Source organism: Marinomonas foliarum, from assembly GCF_003337275.1.
Lineage (GTDB): Bacteria > Pseudomonadota > Gammaproteobacteria > Pseudomonadales > Marinomonadaceae > Marinomonas > Marinomonas foliarum.
Window position 1 is genome coordinate 23,674 of sequence record NZ_QPJQ01000035.1, and the last position, 20,917, is coordinate 44,590.

13 protein-coding genes are annotated in these 20,917 nt (G+C 41.6%); all 13 read right to left on the reverse strand.

The window, feature by feature from the left end; genetic code table 11:
• Window positions 1-17 precede the first annotated feature (17 nt).
• Entirely contained in the window at window positions 18-1,169 is a 1,152-nt protein-coding gene (locus DFP77_RS15890) for a substrate-binding domain-containing protein (RefSeq protein ID WP_220235548.1), read from the reverse strand.
• 184 nt (window positions 1,170-1,353) lie between these two features.
• The gene (locus DFP77_RS15895) at window positions 1,354-2,169 is read right to left on the reverse strand and encodes a sugar phosphate isomerase/epimerase family protein (RefSeq protein WP_114413211.1); all 816 of its coding nucleotides are present in this window, start codon (window positions 2,167-2,169) and stop codon (window positions 1,354-1,356) included.
• A gap of 100 nt (window positions 2,170-2,269) precedes the next feature.
• Complete coding sequence (locus DFP77_RS15900; RefSeq protein WP_114413212.1) at window positions 2,270-3,295, reverse strand: LacI family DNA-binding transcriptional regulator; 1,026 nt, start codon at window positions 3,293-3,295, stop codon at window positions 2,270-2,272.
• A gap of 242 nt (window positions 3,296-3,537) precedes the next feature.
• Window positions 3,538-3,798, reverse strand: coding sequence for a hypothetical protein (locus DFP77_RS19690; RefSeq protein ID WP_147270564.1), 261 nt, complete (start codon window positions 3,796-3,798; stop codon window positions 3,538-3,540).
• A 40-nt stretch (window positions 3,799-3,838) separates the two neighbouring features.
• The gene (locus tag DFP77_RS15905) at window positions 3,839-4,387 is read right to left on the reverse strand and encodes a PDDEXK family nuclease (protein WP_147270565.1); all 549 of its coding nucleotides are present in this window, start codon (window positions 4,385-4,387) and stop codon (window positions 3,839-3,841) included.
• Window positions 4,388-4,761: 374 nt separating this feature from the next.
• Window positions 4,762-10,068 (reverse strand): FtsK/SpoIIIE domain-containing protein, encoded by a 5,307-nt coding sequence (locus tag DFP77_RS15910; protein WP_114413214.1) that lies wholly within the window; start codon window positions 10,066-10,068, stop codon window positions 4,762-4,764.
• The gene (locus DFP77_RS15915; RefSeq protein WP_114413215.1) at window positions 10,065-11,576 is read right to left on the reverse strand and encodes a hypothetical protein; all 1,512 of its coding nucleotides are present in this window, start codon (window positions 11,574-11,576) and stop codon (window positions 10,065-10,067) included. The genes DFP77_RS15910 and DFP77_RS15915 overlap by 4 nt, the downstream gene beginning before the upstream one ends.
• Entirely contained in the window at window positions 11,569-13,362 is a 1,794-nt protein-coding gene (locus DFP77_RS15920; RefSeq protein ID WP_114413216.1) for a hypothetical protein, read from the reverse strand. The genes DFP77_RS15915 and DFP77_RS15920 overlap by 8 nt, the downstream gene beginning before the upstream one ends.
• 26 nt (window positions 13,363-13,388) lie before the next feature.
• Window positions 13,389-14,258 (reverse strand): phosphoadenosine phosphosulfate reductase family protein, encoded by an 870-nt coding sequence (locus DFP77_RS15925; RefSeq protein ID WP_114413217.1) that lies wholly within the window; start codon window positions 14,256-14,258, stop codon window positions 13,389-13,391.
• Window positions 14,251-17,727 carry a hypothetical protein gene (locus DFP77_RS15930; RefSeq protein WP_114413218.1) on the reverse strand — a complete coding sequence of 1,159 codons (3,477 nt, stop codon included), beginning with the start codon at window positions 17,725-17,727 and terminating at the stop codon, window positions 14,251-14,253. The genes DFP77_RS15925 and DFP77_RS15930 overlap by 8 nt, the downstream gene beginning before the upstream one ends.
• Window positions 17,724-18,644: a DUF4007 family protein gene (locus tag DFP77_RS15935; protein WP_114413219.1), complete on the reverse strand. Its 921-nt coding sequence runs from the start codon at window positions 18,642-18,644 to the stop codon at window positions 17,724-17,726. Before DFP77_RS15935 ends, DFP77_RS15930 begins: the two co-directional genes overlap by 4 nt.
• Before the next feature lie 470 nt (window positions 18,645-19,114).
• Window positions 19,115-19,663, reverse strand: coding sequence for a PIN domain-containing protein (locus DFP77_RS15940; protein WP_114413220.1), 549 nt, complete (start codon window positions 19,661-19,663; stop codon window positions 19,115-19,117).
• A complete protein-coding gene (locus DFP77_RS15945; RefSeq protein ID WP_114413221.1) occupies window positions 19,663-20,805 on the reverse strand; it encodes a helix-turn-helix domain-containing protein in 1,143 nt (380 codons plus the stop codon). The genes DFP77_RS15940 and DFP77_RS15945 overlap by 1 nt, the downstream gene beginning before the upstream one ends.
• Window positions 20,806-20,917: the final 112 nt, after the last annotated feature.

The window sequence follows — 20,917 nt, forward strand, 5'->3', positions numbered from 1 at the left end:
ATCCTCTCGTTCGTGCATTATTTTTCGTTTCGCTTGGCGGCATCTTGAATCATTGAGGGAGCCGGCTGGTTATAGACCAGTTGCCAGGCATCCAGTATGTTGTCCTGGGTGACGCTCAGCGCCGGCACGGCGACATAGCTCGGTGCTTCCTTACCCAGCAATGCATAGCCGGCCAGGATCGCTTCAGCAGTGCCCTGCTCATAAGGCAGCTGTGCGCCGAGCCCTTTAATCGGACCGCCGCGTGCGATATCGAGCGCCGCGATGATACCCAGATCTATGGTGGTAATCGCTAGATCACTGCGCCCAGCCGTACGGGCCGCGGTCAGTGCACCCTCTGCCGGCACATCCCAGACTACGAAGATGCCGTCGAGCGCCGGATTCTTGGTCAACATGGCTGAGGCGACTTTTTCACCATCGTTCGGGCCAGAAATACCGCCACGGGCGACGATCTCGATTCCAGGGTACTCGCTCTTGATAGTGGCTTCGAAGGCATCGGTGCGCTGCTTAGTCACGAAAAAGTCAGCCGCGTGATAGATCACGCCGATTTTGCCCTTGCCATTCAGTGATTTGGCCAGGATATGCGCGGCTACGATGCCATTGCCGTAGTTGTCGGCAGACACCACGCTGATGTAATCAGCCGGTGCCTCCAGCTGATTCGGCTTATTATCCATGAACACCAGCTTGACGCCGGCCTCCGCGGCCCGCTTGTAGGCATGAGCAGTCGAGACTGCATCGACCGGGATACTGACGATCACGTCAGGACTGCGAGCCAGCAGCGTTTCGATATCGGCCACCTGCTTTTCCGGCTTGAATTGGGCATCGGTCACGGCAACCACGTCGATACCCATTTTATCGAAGGCGGCTTGCAGCCCGTTAACCTGTGCCTGGGACCAGTCGTTGCCGGCATAGTGCATCGCGATGGCAGCCGTATAACCGCCATCCCGAATCTGTTGCAGTTCGGTTTCGCTCAGCGACAGCGTCTTGGCTGACACTGCGCTCTCACCGCCAGGTCCCTTGCTGAGAATAGCGCTATCCGGCAGAGACTGGTTGATGGTCAGACCTGCAGCGCTGACGCCAGTTGAGAAGGCCAGGCTTGCGGTCATCAGTCCGCCGGCAATCAGCAGCGAGCGCACACCTGAGGAGAGGGTACTTCTGTTATTGTTATGCATGGATAAGCTCCTGTTGTTATTGTTATGCATGGATATGCTCCTGTTGTTATTTTTATGCATGGATATGCTCCTGTTGTTATTTTTATGCATGGATAAGTTCCTGTTGTTATTGCAGCGATAATCTCCTGTTGTTGCAGCGATAATCTCCGGGGCGGAGAAAGTGTTTATTGACTGTCGATTTGCATTACACGTAGTCGAAGTGCTTCTTAAGGAAATCTTTGCTGATCTGCGCACCAGCCCTGGGATCCGCATAGCTGTCGAGCTCTACAGTGATCCAGCCATCGTAATCGTGCTCCTTCAGCACACTGACAATGGCATCGAAGTTCTGCACGCCGGTACCCAGCGGCAGAAACTCATTATTTTTCAAGTCTTTGAAATGTATGTACTTAATACGCTGACCGTAACGACGTACTACGTCGGCGGGGTCTCCACCGCCCGCCTCGATATGGGCGGTATCCGGGCACAGATGGATATCGGTCAGAGGCATAATCTGATCAAGTTGCTCCGGTGATTCGACCAGACTGCCCAAATGGGGGTGGTAACTGGCGACAAGTCCCGCTTGCTCTGCAATCTGCATAGCCTGATTCAGGCCGTCGGCCAGCAATTTGTGATCATCGGGTCGGATACCGGTACCTCGAATTGCTCCTCCACCGATGACAAAATGCTCTCCTCCCAGTTCGGCAGTTAATTCGGCAACATTGCGGAACTTCAGCAGCTCTTCTTCGAGAATATCTGGGTAAATGAAATTGGCCCCGGTATATACACCGATGAAGGTCTGCGATGTTTGCTGCAGCAAGTCACGGAACGCCTGCTTGTCATCACGAAACTGCATCAGGTTGCCATCGAACATCTCGAAGCCGTTATAGCCAACCGCTGCTATATCGCGAATGGCCTGTTCGCTGGAACCATTGGCCACATAGTAGGCATCCTTGATTGAGGTCACACCGCCTGGATGTCCGACAACTCCACCCCAAGTATTTGTTTCATAACCTAGTTTCATTATTCACACCTATCTTTATGCAATGAATTTACCCGATACCCAGTCGATAATTGGATTCCGGCACAATGTAATGGATTACATTTCACTTTAAAAAAACGAATTAATCCGAGGTCTCACTGGTGATTTTCAAATTACCACCACAGGATTCCCTTACGATTAGTTCGTCCTTCAATACAACTTTTTTCTGCGGAATTGCTTCTTTATTAATGACCTTCAACAGCAACTCCATTGCGGTACAACCAATCTCGCACATAGGTTGCGCAATCGTCGTGATCGAAGGCTCAAAAATGGAAGCGAACTTGATGTTATCCATACCCACGACCGCAAGATCTTTAGGAACATCAAGACCAGCCTTGCGAGCCGCCTTGATGGCGCCAATAGCCATCTCATCACTTGCTGCGAAAACGGCAGTTGGACCCACTTCCAGCGCAAGGTATCTATCCATGGCGGTCCAACCGGAGTCATAGCTGAAAGAGCCCACTTCGATCAGCAATTCATCCGGTTGCAGGCCATAGTCGGACATCGCCTTCTGGAACCCCTTGAGGCGATCCCGGCTAAGAACGATACCCTCCGGTCCGGAGATATATCCGATACGTTTATGGCCCAACTTGATCAGGTGTTCGGCGGCCTTGTATCCGGCCCTTATGTTATCGACCGAAACCGTATTTATAGCTGAACCCTCATCAAAATATTCACAGCCCAATACCACAGGATACTGCGCAGCGATGTTTTCGAGCAGGCTCTGGTCCATCCGTGCAGTCAGCATAATCATGCCGTCGGCTTGTCGTTGTCTGAGAAAATCCAGATACTCAACCTCTCGTTCCAGCATGTTATCGGAGTCTCCTAACAGGACCTGGTAGCCGCTCTTATTCGCTACAAGCTCAATACCACGAAGGATCTCGGAAAAAAACGGATTGGAGATATCTGGCACGACCACAAGGATAGCGCGGGTCGATGACACCCTTAAGTTACGAGCCAGAGCGTTGGGCTTGTAATTCAGGGCCTCGGCCGCCGCCATTACCCGTTCTCGGGTTTTTGGGGTTACTGAATCGGTATTAGCCAGAACCCTTGATACGGTAGCCGTCGAAACCCCAGCCTTCTTAGCGACATCACTGATTGTGGTCATATCCCTTATCCCTTATCCCGCCGAAATATAATCGTTTACATACGATATATTAAAAAAAACGCCCGAAGGCGAAACTACTAAGTGACTGCTAAAAAGTCGCTTTGTAATCGATTACGTTCAATCTAAATCATCTCAGAGCAGGCAGTCAAGTCCTTTTTCAGCTTTTTATGTGACGGGCCTACGGGCGGCTCTCTCTACCACCGATTTTACGTTCTACTCAAACGCGAAGCCCCTTCACCCAATTATCGACTTGTAGTGGCACACTGACGCATACATCTCTGTCCACCACTGACAGCATCAAACGTCATCGTTTGAAGTGGGAACGACCTTAGGACTTCACACGAAACGCCGACGTTAGGGTGTCCTATTAAACAAACTAGGACGCAGGTTGCTTCTGTAGCCAAGGGCGTCATATTTTCTCGCGAAGAACGGCAAAACATAGCCAAGTCGTCGCAATGCATTCGCATAGGAATGTCGTACTCCACCACCAGCGATAGGCTCATCGCTTGGCTTTGCCTAGCGTTCATAGAAGCGTGGAAAAAATCACAATGAAAGCGAGTTATTCTTCATTGATGGTTTCCTCAACATTCTCTTAAAGGCGCCAAAAGAATTACGTCCGATATTCTTCATCTCCCAATAGCGTCGCTGTAGCTCCAATGCCTCGATAGCACCATTCGATTTCAGATCATTCAAATATCGAATATCAACTGCATATTGACCTAGTGGATGAGCAGCATCATCTACCAGAAAGTCTGAAAACCTTACTTGCTGGACGCCTTCATATGAAATAACAGGAATACTTAATTCCTCACTAATACTTTGAACATCATCACGTAACAGTGGATAGCGCTCCCTGCAGTCAGTAACGCAGGGACTCCAATCAAATAAACACGAGTAAATGAACTCCAGATCAGAGAACAAATGAAGAATTCTAGAAGATTTATTAAAAAGTGAGCGATGTGAAACGCCGCCCAGAAGAAGTGAACTCTTGCACTGTAAGCCACGGCTTGTAGCTCCTACCTGCTCCACAGCCACTACCATTTTTGAGTTTACTTTGAATTTTAAGCTCTGAGTAGAGATGAAACGAAGCAACCATAATTAGCTCCTGTATGTTTTATATACAACATACAGGAGTAAAAATTAGGTTACAATACTTTGTTTAGAGATACCCAAACAATAGACAGAGTACATTTATCTGCTCAAGGTTACATAATTTTGTTCCAGGATACCTATCACTTGAACAACCACACTAAGTGTTAGAAGACAATAAAGTTGTTAACTTACAGACATAAAAATCATTGATTTTATAGAATAATTTTTTATTAAATATAAATAAAGTTGTTAATTTTTTGTTATGTCAGCTTTTTTAAAACCAAATGCATAACAATAAAGTTGCTAACAAAAAACAATCTATACCTATAAAGGCTCAAATATTTACGACTTTAGCTAGCTTACATTACCATAGCCTATCGTTCGAATCTCCAATAGTTAATTATTAGCTCTACCAGACCATCAAATAATTTTGATTCAGTGAATCCAACCTGAATACTCATTGTATGCCCCTCAGTCTTAACTATGCCATGCCCATAACCTAGTAGATTTTCTGCTCCTGACTCACCAAGAATAATTTCTGAGTTTAGATCTCGGTCAACTTTCAGAGCAATCTTTGTATCTAAATTAGCACGCAGTAGAGGGAAGACCACATCATTACTGGGTCGTTGAGTTGCAAGCACTAAATGGACACCTGCTGCACGACCTTTGGATGACAGCCTTACAATAATATCTTTTGCATTCTTTTTGAATTCATTATCTAAAATCCAGTCGGCTAACTCGTCAAAGAACACCACTTCTCTAGACATTCGATTATCTGGAAAGCGTAGGTTATAGGCTTCTATATCTTTTAAGCCCAAATCCTTGAGCTGCACATATCGCTCATTCATTAAGTGCTCTGCTTCTTTTAACCGAATCACAGCCTCCTCTTTGTCTAGCACAACAGAGTGGGCTAAGTGAGCAGAGTTGGAATAGGATGCAAATTCTACTTGCTTGGGATCAAAGAGCCGCAGTCGCAAATTCTCTGGAGTATTGGTCATTATCAAGTCGGTAATCATATTGTTCATCAATATTGATTTCCCAGATTTGGTTTGCCCACCAACAAGTGCATGAGGGCTTGCGCCATCAAGTTTGAAAAAGCAACAATTCTCACCAAATTCGTTTTGACCTATAAGAATTTTGTTATTGAATCCATCTTTTAGCGTCTTCTTCCTTTCGGAAAGCGTGCTTTTGATCAACTCAGAAAAATGAACAGTTTGCCGTTTATCCCGATCAAACACTAAAACCATAACTCCTGATTCAGGATAAACTTGCCGTAGTGATAAGCCGACAACCGACAAAAATGTACCTCGCATATTTGTAATCTTGCTCGCATTCAGATTTACATCACCGAGTAGCTTTATAACAATCGAGTTTGGAGTAATTAGCGTATCTGAAAAGTTAGAAGGCAAATTTGAATGGCTGAGGATTTTACGAACCCCAGTTTTGACATGCTCCACGTCGATAGGATCATCTTCCTTAATCTCAGTATTGCTGTCTAGATAAGCAAGACATCTATAAATCAGGTCTAATACGGATTTTCCATCTGCCGATGTCCGAACTGCTAAATGCTCTGATCTCGAATATTGAGGCTCTATAGTGTCTTCTGAGGCAGTTTGAGCTTCTTCTGCTTCAGCAACCTCTTCGATAGCGACTACTTCAACAGGCTCAGGGCTGGATTCTGGTACAGAGGGTGTCTCTTCCAGAATAGCTTCCTGAAGTGTTGAGGGGCGCTCTAACTGCCTTCTATTTAACTCCAGCGGCGTGAGCTTAACAGCAGCATCTAAATCCAGCACTGCGGAAGAATCGAGCAAATGCTTAAACACTTTCTTCGTATCCTGAAAGCTAAGCGATATTTGATTTAGATAGTCAGATCCATAAATTTTGTAGAAATCCGATTTGATGGAGTCATTATCGTAGTGAAACAGCACTGATAAGCCATATAGATTTATGCGGACATTTTCTTTATCGAGATTTAGTAGGTTGCTAAAATCAAAAACATTAGGCGAAAACTTGAAATTACCAATAGCAAACTCAAGGAATTTGTTAAGCCAATAGCAAAAATCAAACGCAAATGCTGTTTCCAGCATTGACCTAACCAGCTCACAGGTAGATTTTAGTTGCTTGCATGATTTTACTGTTTGTTCAACAGAACCATTGATGAGCTTTGATTCGCAAATGACAATATTGATTGATATTTTGCCATCGACATCATGAGTTAAATACATCCCCATAAGATCAGAGAGATAATTGACCGAACGTCCTATAGATTTTAAGGCGTCATCTTCAACGGAAGACTTAAACCAGCCAATATAATCGTCGAGATGAACCCAAAATATTTCAGCGATCTTATCTTGTTCTTTAAGTAAAGATTGAATTAATACTGTAGAACCCGCTGTTCCTACTAAGTCGTGCGAGAAATTTCCATTCCCAACGGATTTAAGAAGAACGTCGCTGCTAAAGGAATTAGAGAGCGTGAAGATCTTATCAACAACAGAAGATATGTTATCAGGATGTACAATTCTCCATTTCCGTAAGCTGCTATCAAGGTTTGTTGTGATGTAATGGGTTTCTTTCTCCGTAATGATCGCTAGAGACCTTTTTAACCCTTCACCCTGCACATAACGTAGGACACGACGATTTCCTAATCCAAATGGGCTGCCCATATTCTCGCTTAAGCTAAGCGTATCCTTGCAAAGCAAATAATCATAAATTACCAACCAGTTACTTTTTGCCAACCCTTTGTTGATCTCGTCTTTAAGTTCGGTTTGCGCAACCTCTCGGCAAAACGATATAGATCCTGGCTTACCCGCACAACGCATAAAGGCTTTTTGAAAGTTAGCCGCTGTAACATCAAATATATGATTATTGAGGGCGAAAGACGATTTTTTTGTAATTGGATTGGAAGGGATTTTACGTGAGGCACAATATTCCCAAAAGACACCATTATTTGAGGAAACTACATATTTCGGAGCGTCTAACGATAGTACATTCGTCGTGTAAAGTGGGTCGAAGCTAAACAAAAGATCAACTTCACCTTCAAGAACCTCGTCTAGCGCACTTACAACTCGGACTTTAATATTGCTGTCAATCTTGCTGGCATCAAAACTCTCGCAAATCCTTTGGTAGATTACATCTAATATGTGACGGTCGTTACAGGTGAATGTGATGGAAAGTGATATTTGATCTTCTTGATCTTCCGATAGTTTCAATAGCTCATCGTAAACAGTGAGAACATGCTCGTAGGATAGCAGTCCACTACACATAACTTGTAAGTGATGACGTTCATTTGGGAAGGTCTCTAGAAATTTCTCAGTGGTTGCCTTGATAACAGAGCGGATTTCCTTTTCACGCAGAGCGTTCTTTGAGTTTGCTAGTGAGGTATACTCAAAATATCCAAAGCGGGATTGGGTGCATACGAGGTCCAACCATTCGAGTCTATCGTTTTTTCGTAGAAACAGACTTTTACCGTAAGAGTCGTTTAGTTCTGCGATTAATTTTGATAAAACACCATCATCTTTATTGCCAATACGAAGGCGCTTTTCTTTGTAAGAAGCGGCAACATCCCTAAAGATTTTATTTTTTTGCGCTGTCATTAGCAGACTATAAGGCGACCAAGGCAGATAGACTGCATAGTCGGCATTATCACCTACAAACAGGGTGTGAGCCGTGATAAATTCATAAAGAAGCTCTCTAAAACTCTCCCCAATCTCTGTTCGGGATACGAGAAACTCTAATAACTCATTGAAGGAATCCTCGAAAGACGACAGCTCAACGAGCAGAGGTTTTTTTAGCGTGGAATCAACAGCATTTTTCCACTCAATGACAAACTTATCATAGATACCTATAAACGTATCATGATCTTTTTGTGTAAGGTGGCGATGCTGCAAAAGCTGGGATAAGAGATCACTAATGCCGCTTTCTTCTTTATCTGCTTTCCTGATCAGTTCTCCGCGTTTCATTCGCGTGCTAACAGACAAAAACATTTGGCTGTTGCTAATTGTCGGGCTGCATTCCGAGCGTTTTACAAAAAGTGGATCAATCGAAATTTTGTGTTTGTGACAATAACCTTTTCTATCAAGAACCTTTTGGAAGTCCGTAAACTTAGCGGATTCAAAGCCTAAAGGATTAAAATACCATTTCAGATCCCAAGATTCGGACGGTGAGTTAGGGTCTTCACTGTACCTAATAACTCTAAAATAAAGCTCATTGGCAGATTTTCCGTTACGTCCTTTTTTAAGTTCCTTGTTACTCGGGTCTAACAGATCATCTTCTGAAAAAGGCTTAGGGTAATCGATCTCAAAATTTTCTCCAAAGAGTAGCCAGAAATCCGATAATCCGCGATATTCGTTAAAGAAAAATTCTATTGCATCTCTATTTTTCTTTTGTAGCATCCGCTTGGAGCGATCTTTAGCGAGAGAAAGCTGAATTTTGTCTGGACCAATATCCGCCATGAATACTGATTTCGAGAGTACGGTAAATAACCCCTCTACAAAATCATCACACTCCGTAATCTTGCTGCTACTGATTTCTTTCAGCCATGCTTTTTCGAGTTTGGAATTCTCTGAAAGGTCTTTCGAGTGGGTGAAGTAAAATGATCGTAAATCATTCTTCTCTGGCTTTTCTGCTTTGTCGTCCACTAGCTGGACTATCTCTAAATGAGAGTCAGAGATACGAATGTCATTGTCAGCGAGAAATTGAAGTGTTTCTTCGCCAAGTTTGAATTTAATTGATGCCTTTTTGGGTTGTAGTACCGAGCTAAAAGGCGCTTGAGAATCATAGTTTTGCTGGATGCGACATTGTAACTCCTTTGCCGCTTCGGGATTTTGAAAGTAAACATTAAAATATTCATCCATGTGATCACAAAACGCTGAATATTCTGGCTCACCCTCTCGGATTTTTTGTAGATTTTCGTCAATCTCAGATTTATCGATTTCTCTAAAACGAACAATTGCTCCCCAAAAATCAATATCCATAAGAAGTGTATTTGATATTTGCTTTCGGAATGCTTTTCGAAAATCCTTTCCTGCACCCTTCAGAACTCTAAATTCATCTAGACGATTGATACCACCTAAATAAACGCAGTTACGACCGATAGCATCCCAAAGCAAACCATCACGTATCGTGTCCGATATTACATGGTCAATAAACTCATTGATCTTGTCTATCTTAATAAACGGGCGGTTGTTCCACTTGTTGTTCGTCAATTCGCTAACAAAAGACGCAAGCTCTTTAACTTGCTCTTGCGTAAATCCGATAGAGTTAGATTGGAGATGCTTGGCAATGTTTACCCATTGCAATGTTTCTGCAATATCAAAAACGACGCTTTGATCTATTCTGGTGACTTGGTCATGTGTTGGCTTGGTTTCAGCGATAAACATCAAGCAGAAAAAATTACCAACTCTATTTCTTTCATGAGTAAGATCCGCAAATGAATATTTCTCTATTTTCAGGTTTTGATAGTGTTCATGATCTTCAACAGCAATGATAAAGCCTGACTCACTTCCTGTTAGCGCTATTGGTAGATGTGACGATTGAATGGTCTCCAGTAACGCCTCTACCACAAGCGGGTCAAACTCTCTAAGCACAAGTCGTCCTGGCACCCCGTCGCCACTATTATTATTGAGCCAGTCGTTATAGTCAGACTCAATAAGTTTAAAGTAATACTGGGCTAATGATCTCACAGAGTATCCTCCAAATACGGATTGACGACGTAGCTGCACGCGTCTGAAAGATGCCTCAACATCCCCATTTGATACAGCAGGACAGAAAGGTTTTTAGCGTTTCTGTTTAAGTCGCTCTGAAGAATTTCTGAGTCTTGGTTTGGCGGCTGATCTATAAAGATGTTATATCGTTCCGTCAAAGCCTTCATGAATTTTCTAAACTCCAAGCGTTTTTCTGATCCTAATAGCGTAATCACCAAAGAATGTAAAAAGTCCTCAGTGATGACATATCTGAAACTCCGCGTATTTTTACGCGAAACAAAGCCAATATGTCTGAAGCATATATGTGGATATCCGACGATATTTTTATTCAAATAATCCAACGCATCTTCGGACGACTCTTTCAGGATATTATCTCTATCGATGGGATCGTCTGTGTCGTCGTACCATTCAAATAAAGACGGTATACTGTTTGTTAGGGTTCTCTTTAGGCGGTTTCTCTGAGTTGAGACACTTTGAATAGATGCCTTACGAATGCTATTAGTGGTCTTCGTCAGCACTTCCGCAATATAGGTAGGCGACCTGTCCTCCACGCCATTTTCAACTCCAGTATTTTGTTCGCCAATGCTATAAATATAGTTTCCAATGTGGAATCCGATCATATCGGAAAGTATTTTTATTTTGTCCAAGCGCTCAAGATCAAGATTAAGTGTCTTAATTACATCCTCTGCTAGTGTTTCAAAACACTGCATGCCTTCGTAGGGTAAATATCCAAGATTTCTTCGCTTATTGGATTCCAACGGGTAGCGTTCTTCTTGAATAGCTAGTGATTTAGCGAGGTTTGAATAAGAATCTCCATCACTTTCTAGCCATTCGCTAAATAATTCTTCAAGACGTAATCTACTGTCCTCGGAGCTTCTGCAAAGCATGAGATATACAATTTCACCGCCCCTTGAAAAAAAGCGCCTGTCTTCGCCTTCTGAGCCTTCAACACTATTGAAATCACACCAGATATATTCATGGCTTATGGGGAAGATAAATTTTGAAGTCCATCGTTTATTCGATAATGGATCAAAGGTCAGTGAACCTAATATTTTCAAAGCATTATAAAAATTGTCAAATGACTTATAGTTTTTACGAATATGCTCTATATCATCATCTTTGAAACAAAAATTATTGCCATCTAGGTTTTTCAAAAAATCAGATTGCCGCTCCCACTTTTCGGAATCAGTAGCTTTTGAACGGTATATGGTTTCTAGTATCTCGTTCTGATAGAGCAGAATACGCAGCTTAAAGTTACGTTTATGTCTGAAATATAACGTATCGTTCTCTGGTGAAAATATATTTTTGATGAACCCTTGCCGCTTAGCTTGATACTGATTTTCAATAACGCAAAATAGCTCAAAAAGTAGTAGCATTGGTGTTTGTTCAGGTCTAAAACGATGCCCCCAAATATGTTCAACATATGGGATATTTTTCAAGCCGTATATTTTCTGTACATTAATCATATTGGAATTTTCTTCATCCATTTTGAACCTCCAATATGACCGGCTTGAATTCGCCATTTTGTATTGAATAAGTTTCAGTTCTTCTGTTTCTTTTGATAAGGGTTGATATTTTCGATCGAAGAATCAAAAGTTTTTTGTATAGTCTTGGGTCTGTAGTATTCGGCGGAGCGCCTCGTGATACATGTGCGAGATAGTCAAATAGTTCAACTGTTAGCGATAGTTTAACTTCGTGTTCGCGGTCTATCTCCAATATCAGTACAGGTTCGATTCGCGCCCCTGATAGAGACATGTCATTTTTAATGGTCTTGATAACAATGTCTCGTTCACGTATATCTTCTCCATGAAAAATAGAGATCGGTGTTATTGATCCCTGTCCTTTTTCTGGGATAAATAATCTGTCTCTTCCTGATCCTTCAGATATATATCTGCCATGAAACACTCGATTGAGCGAGAGTATAATCATTGCGATAGTGTTCACGTCTGTTGCACGGTCGGAATCGCACAGGACATCATAAATATTTTCTCGATAAACACCAAAATGGGCATATCGTTGGAGGTGGTACGCATTGTTATCATTCTTCTGATAGCAGTAGAGCTGCATTCGAGATCGCCGCATGAGCGCACCCCAAAGCTCATTGTTAGCATCTACACCTTCAATGCGTCTGGCTTCAAATAGATTGTTGTTCATATCAAGAGGTATGGAGAAGGTGCGTTCGGCTTTATGTCTAAGCAATCTATCCCAGTAATTTGTGGATAATTCCCCAAAAACCAATTTATTAATTTCCGAGAATGGTCTGTTGTAACGCATTTTATGTGCGCCGAGATTCATTCCCCAAAAGCCTACTTCTATACTTGATTCTGAATCGAATATGCCTGGATGATCTACTTGGGACATGGCAATGCAGTTTAATGTGCCTATTCCTGCATCCATATCAGCGATACGTAGTGCTTTAGGCTTTGGCACCGAAGCGAGTAGAGTATTGGTCGCGAGGTTCAATAACTCCCGAATAGTAAAATGCTCGTTATTGAGCTGAAGAAGAAGGATGATGTTGCTCAAGTTTTCTTTTATATGCGGTTCAGTTTTGAGCAAATGATACTTATTATATATCACGCAGTTTTTTTCCTCTTTTCCTGCGCATCCATTACAATCACTCCAGCCTGAATGATTAAGTATGGTATCAAAAATTAAGGCCATATTTTCTTTTGCGTTTAGCTTGGAAAGGTTAATGAGGTTGACAATCTCTTGCCCGTCACACTCACTGAAGCCTAAGTTAATTTTATCTTCAATAATTTCCTTTAAAATTTTAGCTGTTGATTTCTCTTCTTCGGTAGAAGAGTTGTTTATAAAATTTTCTAACTCTTCAACTAGAATTCCGTCATTTACCGCCACCAAAATGGGTTTGGGGACAACTCTAGTATCTAAGATGGTGATAAGTTCTCGAATAAGACGATTCTTGTCTTCTTTGAGTTCAGAAAAATCCTTTACTACCGTGCGTTCATCCGTGCTGAAGTAACTATTTTCATTCCATATATTTTCATCAAATGCTTCACCGTCAAGTGCTTGAACAATATCCCTGCAAAGTTTTGTTTTTCCATCTCCAGCGGTTCCAGTCAATATAATAAGGTTGTGATTTTCTTTGGACTGGAATTTGGCGAGAATTTCTTGTTGCCAAGGAAATTTAATATCTAAAGGCTCATCAATACCGAGCCTTTTAGCGACCTTTCTCACATATTCATCTTGTATTTGATTCTTTCCCTTACAATACCCTTCAAGGAACTTCACCCAATGATTATTTTTCCACGTCATAATCGTTCCTGCATTGTTGTTTTATTCTATAAACTGCAAACCAAGCATGCTTGGTCGTAAGGGTCATCATCCATCATGTTTTTCAGTGTATCTTGCCATTTTTCAGATGATTTCTTGTTTGTAGCAATAATACCTAGCTCTTTTTCGCGTTTTTCCGCACGCGCTACTAATTCGTCAATGCTGCCTTGTGAAGACCATGTGTAACCATGCCCCTTGATCGGGATTTCTCCATCTTTCCAATCATATTTTGTGCGTGAGCGTTGTTCGTACTCTCTGGCTCGCTCAAAAAGCTCTGGATGGTTTCGTTTTAAGCCAAGCCATTCATCCTGTCGCTGGAAGAAGCAGAAGTAGCAGCCAGAACGAGAACGCCATTGATAATATTCTGGGATGCCAACGGAATCGCCAAGAATTTGAAATATGTCTTCTCTTATCAGCCCATCCTCGATGAAAGGAAATACAGCTTTAATTGTATCTTTTTGACTGATATAGCCTTCGCGGTTTTCATCAGAACGAATACCAATATAGCTAACAACCAAGTCATCACCGACAAAATCTTCAAATGGTTTAATCTTCATCATTCGAGTACACCAGCGTTGCTGCGCCGATGGTAAATATTCGTTATGAACTTTTAACCAATGGTCAAAGTCTTTTCCGCTACTCAAACGGACAATTTCTTTTCCTAAGTAGGCTTCGAGTTTATCGAGAAAATCGTAAACCTCTTTAAGTTCTGCGCCTGTGTCAGTAAAAAAATATTCTACTTTTTCATGAATTTCGGGATACTTATCCTTGATATAAACAGCTAAGGCAGCGCTATCTTTTCCGCCAGACAAACCAAGCACATGACGCGCGCCTTCAAGCAATCCTATATTCTTCATCGGTATTTTATTTTTAGCCATCTTTTACCTCTTTGATACGTGCATCGCTATGATTCTCGTTTGAACTTGGTTTTCTACGTTCATTTAGAAACTCATCGACGACTTCGGCTAATGCTGCCAACTGTAGTTCTCTGTCTGAATGTTTTTTAATAGCACTATAAATTTCCTCTTTACAATCCTGAATCGCTTCTTTACGACGGCGATCAATTGTTACTACTTCGTTGACAGGCTCGTTACCTTTTTTGAGAGATTTAAGCAAAATCACATCGAATTCACCGTCTATTTTACTTTTTTCTTTGTCATAATGAACTCGAAGCGTTTCAAGATCTAATATGCGTTTAGCATAGTCACTCAGTTTTACGTCAACTTCAGAACAATTTGTATCCGTCCATTTTCTTGTTGGTTTTTGACCAAGGAACATCAATACATTTTCCAACCAAGTCTCATCATCACCTTGTCGCTTAGTAAGCCTTTTAATAAAAGCCTTTAATCCATCTACGTCAACAGTATGCTGTTCCAGCCCCTTATATCGACCAGACACAATCATGCGGAGATCCACAAGGCCACTATCTCTATCAATATTAAATGCTTCCGATAGCATTCTAAGCTGTCTTTTTATCATGTTCGGATAATTATCGTTTAACTCTTTCAAGCAGCCCTGCAATGATTGTGATAGCCCTTCTAGGTTCGGTTCCTCTTTTGATAACTCTTTTTCATAACCAAGCGCCTTAGGTATATCTTCAAAAATTAGATGTTCTGGAGATTTGGCAAGGTTGAAAGCATCCCGCACTCTCTTGGCCTTCAGGGAAAGGTCAGATGACTTCGTTTTTTGCGTATAGTCAGGAAGATTACCAATAAATTGCGCTAACGGCTTTACAAGCTGCACTACAGTTTGATTGGATCCAGTATCAATGACCTTACAGTATTCCTTGTAAATCGACGACCGCAAACCAGTAATTCTAAAGCGCTGAAATGTAAACTCGTCAGGACGCTTAACAAAACGGTCTACCATTTCCTGTGTCATTACAGGTTTGTACTGACGATTCTCGTACAGAGCAAGCTCATGCTGGTAAATGATATAAGCAGCGATATAAAGAATTGGTAATACACCGGCCTTCACTCCATAAGGGGGAGCCATTAACACCTTATTTAGTTCAGCTAGTGATCTTGGTGATTGTTCTGTTGAATCGAGAAATAAATTAATTTCCTTCCAAACGTGATAGAAGGGAGACTCTTTATGAGGCTCCTGAAATTCTTTCGTCTCTTTGTTGTGCAGTCCTGTTGCAGCGATAACTGAACGATAGATGGCTTTTTCAGGAGGAAATTTTTCAATTCCAAGATCCTCCTTGTCTAAAGGATTATCCATCATCGCTTCCAGTAGCTTATTTCTTGCTGCATTTGCCTGTGCAGAGGGGCGATCACGATTTATGAGTTCGTTATGCAGTATCGGGGATTTTGAATAGACGCTCTCCAGAACCCATGAGAGAAGTTCTTGGAAATCCCGCTTGGCGTCCACCTCATATTTTTCAGCTTGAAAATACCATTCGCATTCTTGGGGGCGTTCTTGCAGGCGCTGAAGAAGACTGCGTTCAGCCAATTCTGCTGCGGTAAGCCTATCTTCAAATTCTCTTTTAGCTACAGGGTCGCTGTGAAGCTCTTGTCTTTTATTTTGCACTTGTCTTAGTGCCAATACTTCAGCAGTCGCTTCACGTAGTTGAGTCCCATTCAGGCAAAGAGCCACTAGATCTAAATCAGAATAGTGTTGTATTACTGATTTAATAAACAACGCTTCATCGTCTTTGGCTGAAGCCAAAAAGAAAATAATCCGTGGTTCATGTGTTTTTTGATCCGATTTTTTATAGGTTTGTGCATCTACAAATTCTGGCGTGAAATATCGAAGAGCGCCACTATGAATCGTATATCTACGAGCAACGATTGGCATAAGTGCATTGGCGTTATTCAGTTCATTTGCAAGTGAAAATTCGCCAAGATTATTAAGCTCTTCTTCGACAGCTTCTTCTAAATCAAAATCGCTTCCTTGCCAGACGCGATATTCTCCGCTAAATCTACGGTAGGTAATAATCGACCTGTCAGATAATGACTTTAACGATCTATTTAGAGCATTAGCGCTCTCACTGCAAGTTCCAAGCAATGCTTTGGAGGGTTTGAAACCGCCCTTGACTCCTATGATATTCAGCAAGCCAATGGTTTTTAGAAGATTTAGTGATTCGTCTGGAGCGTCACCTAATCGTTCAATGGCTGTAACAACTTCAGCCCATCGCCTATGTGTACGGTAATCTCCAAGTGCAGCAGGTTGGTTGGTGATGAAGTAATCATAAACATGATGCGGATAAATAAATTCATCCGTTGTATCAAAGCGATTCACCATATCCTGCAAACCGAATTCTTCATGACTACCTAGATAGCTGAATAATGTCCGCTCATTCTGTGCAACTCTCTGGCAAAGTGCTGGTAAAAGGATTGCGCTAACTGGATGAAGCGGATAGCAATTGCTCATCAAATCTGCCATAGTTTTTTTGTCAGCTACGCCAGAAAACGCATCATTTTCTTGAAGAATATCTACGATGCCTTTTATCGTTGCATTAAGCTGCCTCTCTTCTTTCTGCGTAAAATCATAGCTGAAGGCTGCACTGACAACTCGGAGAACCTGCTCTGCTGATTCAAGGAAAGGTACATCTTCAAACCTTCCCTGAACTTTCGCCCATTCATTTTTGAGGCTTTCACCTAAGCCTTTTGCGTATTGTTCGAAGGATTGGTGTAATAATACGAAGAGGAATAAGTTGCACTCATCTCCCTTACAGGCATGTTCAGCCAAAGCCTGTAGCATGTAGATATCATTCGCGCCATAGTGGCGGGCTTCAAACTCTAAAAATTTTCCCAGCTCATCTATCACTATATAAATGCCTTTGCATCCCTTAGTGGTTAAGGCACTTTGCAAATCCTTTATCAACGATATTATTTCGGAAGTAGAAACAGACTTAGCTTTAGATAGATTTTCTAGATCGGAAACAACCTTTGGATTCCGATCATTAAAATTTGAAAAATATTGTTGAGCGGATGAGGCAAGCCCCTGAATTATTTTATTTCCCATAGGCTCTGGTGAACCCGTAATCAAAACATTCAAGAAACCGTTGCTTTTTGATGTTTCTTTTCGAAATTGCGTAGCCACGTCTGGTGCAGTTTCTTTCAAGTTTTTTAACGCTGCTTGCGTTGTTGACAAATCTGGAGAGGACAGCAGGTGAGATAAAAATACGGAAGCGGAAGACTTTCCCGATCCGTAAGGGCCAATAAGTGACCAAGCGCGAGGCGCAAGGTTACTATTAAATCCATCTGCCATGCGACCGAAAAGTTTCATTGCTCGCGAAGTGGGAATATAAGAATTCACCACTTCAAGAGAATTTGCATCACGCTCAAGATTAATCGAACGTGTGTAATGAGTATTGATATGGATTTTATTTTTTATACTCATGCAGCAATATCCTTGCTGCGATTATTGTAATGCTCAACAATAAACGTCATTGCATCGGTTGATTCAGATAGAAAAAGCTGGTGTTGACCAGCAGTATCACGAATATCAAATATCCCTGGTATGTAATCCACCAACTTTTCAAGTTTTGTCACTAAGTCACTTTCGGTAAGCCGGAATACTGAACCAATAGCAGGATAATTATCTTTGCTATACATAAAATCTTCTATGGGAATGGATCTTGTTTTCCTCATATCAAACATTCCGCAAACGGCATAACCCAATATGCCTATTGGTAAATCTGGGCGAGCCATTGGGCGTGACTGATAACTTCTTCCTCCTGCACTTTGCGTCACCAATTTCAACAAAGAAAATGGCGAGTCTAAAGCATCCTCTATTGGAGTTCGTCCATTCCCTGTGGATTGCGTGTACATTCTCGGAATAAGACTAGCATCGTTCGATAAAGTTGCTGCAGCTGGTTTTTTCTTGTTAACGACCTTGTCATTAACAAAGTCCGTCAGAGCTGTGCCAAGCTCCTGACCAGTAAACTCTGGCTTATGGAAGCGATTGAAAAACCAAAACCAGGAAGTTGCTAACTCAGCATTAGTGGCAAGTAACCAATGAAGTAACCAGATAGTTGCCTCATCTTCAAGATACGGATCAAATCCATCGATAGAAAGCAACTCCCCTCCTAAATCAGTAGGAATATTCTCAACGGGGTCAATCATTTGGCAAGCTCGCAGCCAGTATTTGATAGCTATAACCATATTCTTACCAACACCCAACCTGACTGTCGCATCATCAGATTCAAATATACCTTTCTTCTCTTCCATCGCTTGGAAGCCCTTTGATAGCCAACCATACCGGAGAGCGAACGTTTCATGACGACCAAAAGCCATTTTGTCGGGATTAAATATCATTACTGAATTTCCTACACGCCTTTTAACCACATCAAAAAAATTCTCACATCACCATGTGTAGATCTATATTCACTAATATATACTGGTTAAATATACAGAAAAAAAACAAACCTGTCACCGTTAGTGATGATAGCAACTACAATGAATTTAAAGTTGCTTGTTTAAGTTACGCACATTCTTTCCCTGACAACCTGAAAAGCAATTGGCCCAGAGCCTGCGGTATCCCCACGAATTTAAGCCATAAAACCGTCTCCCTTAAACAGTTGTTCAGAGAACTTCTTAATTCCTTCTCGCCATAGTTTGAGAGTGATTTTTAAATTCGTGGAGGGCGCTCTTTTACCCAGAAAAAATGAGAGAGAGCACTGTGCGTTTTCGAGTATTGGAAGATTTCAAACAATAAGCTAATCTAACCAGTTCAACAACTTTTCCTAACAAGATAAGGAGTACAAGAAAGAATGTAATATTTTGAGCTACTTGGCACCAAATAAACGTTTGTAATCAGAATGAAATCGAGCTGGCATATCTGAAATGTAACGCCAGTAATCACATAAACCATCAATCGTTTTCATATCGGTATGGCCGCAATCTAACATGATTTTAAGGAGCTCAAGTGTTGGCATAACTTGCACGTCAAAAACTTTAGCTAATTCAGCCATATCTTGATCATCTGTAATCAGTGGGACTCCAAGATCCAAAGCATAAGCAACATACAGGGTGTCTACTCTCGATGGACCCGGATTATCCTGAACATAATCCCATAAGTATTCAAATGTTTGTTGGATAGCTGTTTTTTGCTTTTTGCTAATACTAGGAAAGTGTTTGCGGTTTTCTGAAAACTCTTCTTCCTCTACCCAAGGAAATTTGCTTTGTAGTGTTCGATTACCAAGCTCTTTATTCAATTCAGGTAAAATATACAAGCAATATTCATTAACGCCAAAAGGCATAAACAATAATGGCTTTATTGTTTTTGCCAACCTTAAGTAAGTATTAGTATCGACCAGTATTTTCGATTGAGGCATTAGGTTAGCTCTGCATGGACACTTCGCGCATCAAGAAGTGGCATATCCAATACAGTTTGAACAAAACCAGAACCTTTATTATATTCTTTGAGGTACTTTCTGAGTAGCTCAAAAAATGGCGTATCAAATGCTATTTCAGTTTGATCAATATACTCTTTAGCGCTTGGTTTTCCGTGATCATCAAGCTCAGTACTACCAAACAGAGCATCACTTAAGTTTTTATAGCGCTTATTAAAATTAGTTACTGCACCATGAAATGAGTTACTTAGTTTAATTTCATTCCGCCCAGTTGAAAGTGCATACTTATTTGCTTGGCCAAGCACTGTATAAGGTGAAATGGTAAATTGATCAGCTAAGTCTACAACGTGTGCAATTTTTGCAGATGGAGATGGCTGTGCATTGATAGAGATATACGCTTTCGCTGCCAACTCATGTGGATACAATAAAGTTGCTGCAAAAGCATCAGCAAAATCTTCAGCCTTATCGCCTTCTAAGCTGGGAGATAAGCAATGCCCGAGCTCATGCGCCATCCAAAATTTAAAATCATGGATATTAGTATCAAGATTTAGATAAACCCAAGTACTTTGTGAATCTGGTAAGTGTATGTGTACAGCATTTTCATGACGTTGTTTTGCCCCCCACATTACAGGGACTACAACCGCTTGTAACTCAGAGAAACGACGAATAAGGTGTGAAAAGTCAATACACTCAGCAGTTCCTACATTAATGTCTTCCCTAACTTTTGAAGTAACTTTACAAAGATAATCATATTCACAACTTGGTGACTTAAGTACTGGTGGCATTTCCAAAGTATCAAAAGGCAGGTAAGCCACTAAATGGCGCAAGAAACGACCCATTTCCTGAGCTTTTTCTATATGGTGATCTTTTGTCTTTGTTCCAGCTTTCTTACGAAAAGCAACTTTAGGAGCAAATGGATCTTCTTTGATAACAAGCTCATCAAAAGAGAGGCCCAGCAACTTGCCCAGCTGCAGCAGTTTATTTGGACGTGGAAAAGATTTAGAGCTTAGCCATTGTGAGACGGCTTCTTTTGAGACAGAAAGACTGTCTGCCACTGCGGTTTGTGTCAGTCCAGCTCGTTCCATTGCCAAATTGGCTTTTTTAGTATTGAGTGTTTTTTGCATGTGGAAAGTATATTCTCACATCAAGTTTTGTCAAGTTTAAAAGGCGAACGTAGATCTATATTAGATGTACATAGCCATTCTAATTTTGACAAACATACAGTGATAGCATTTC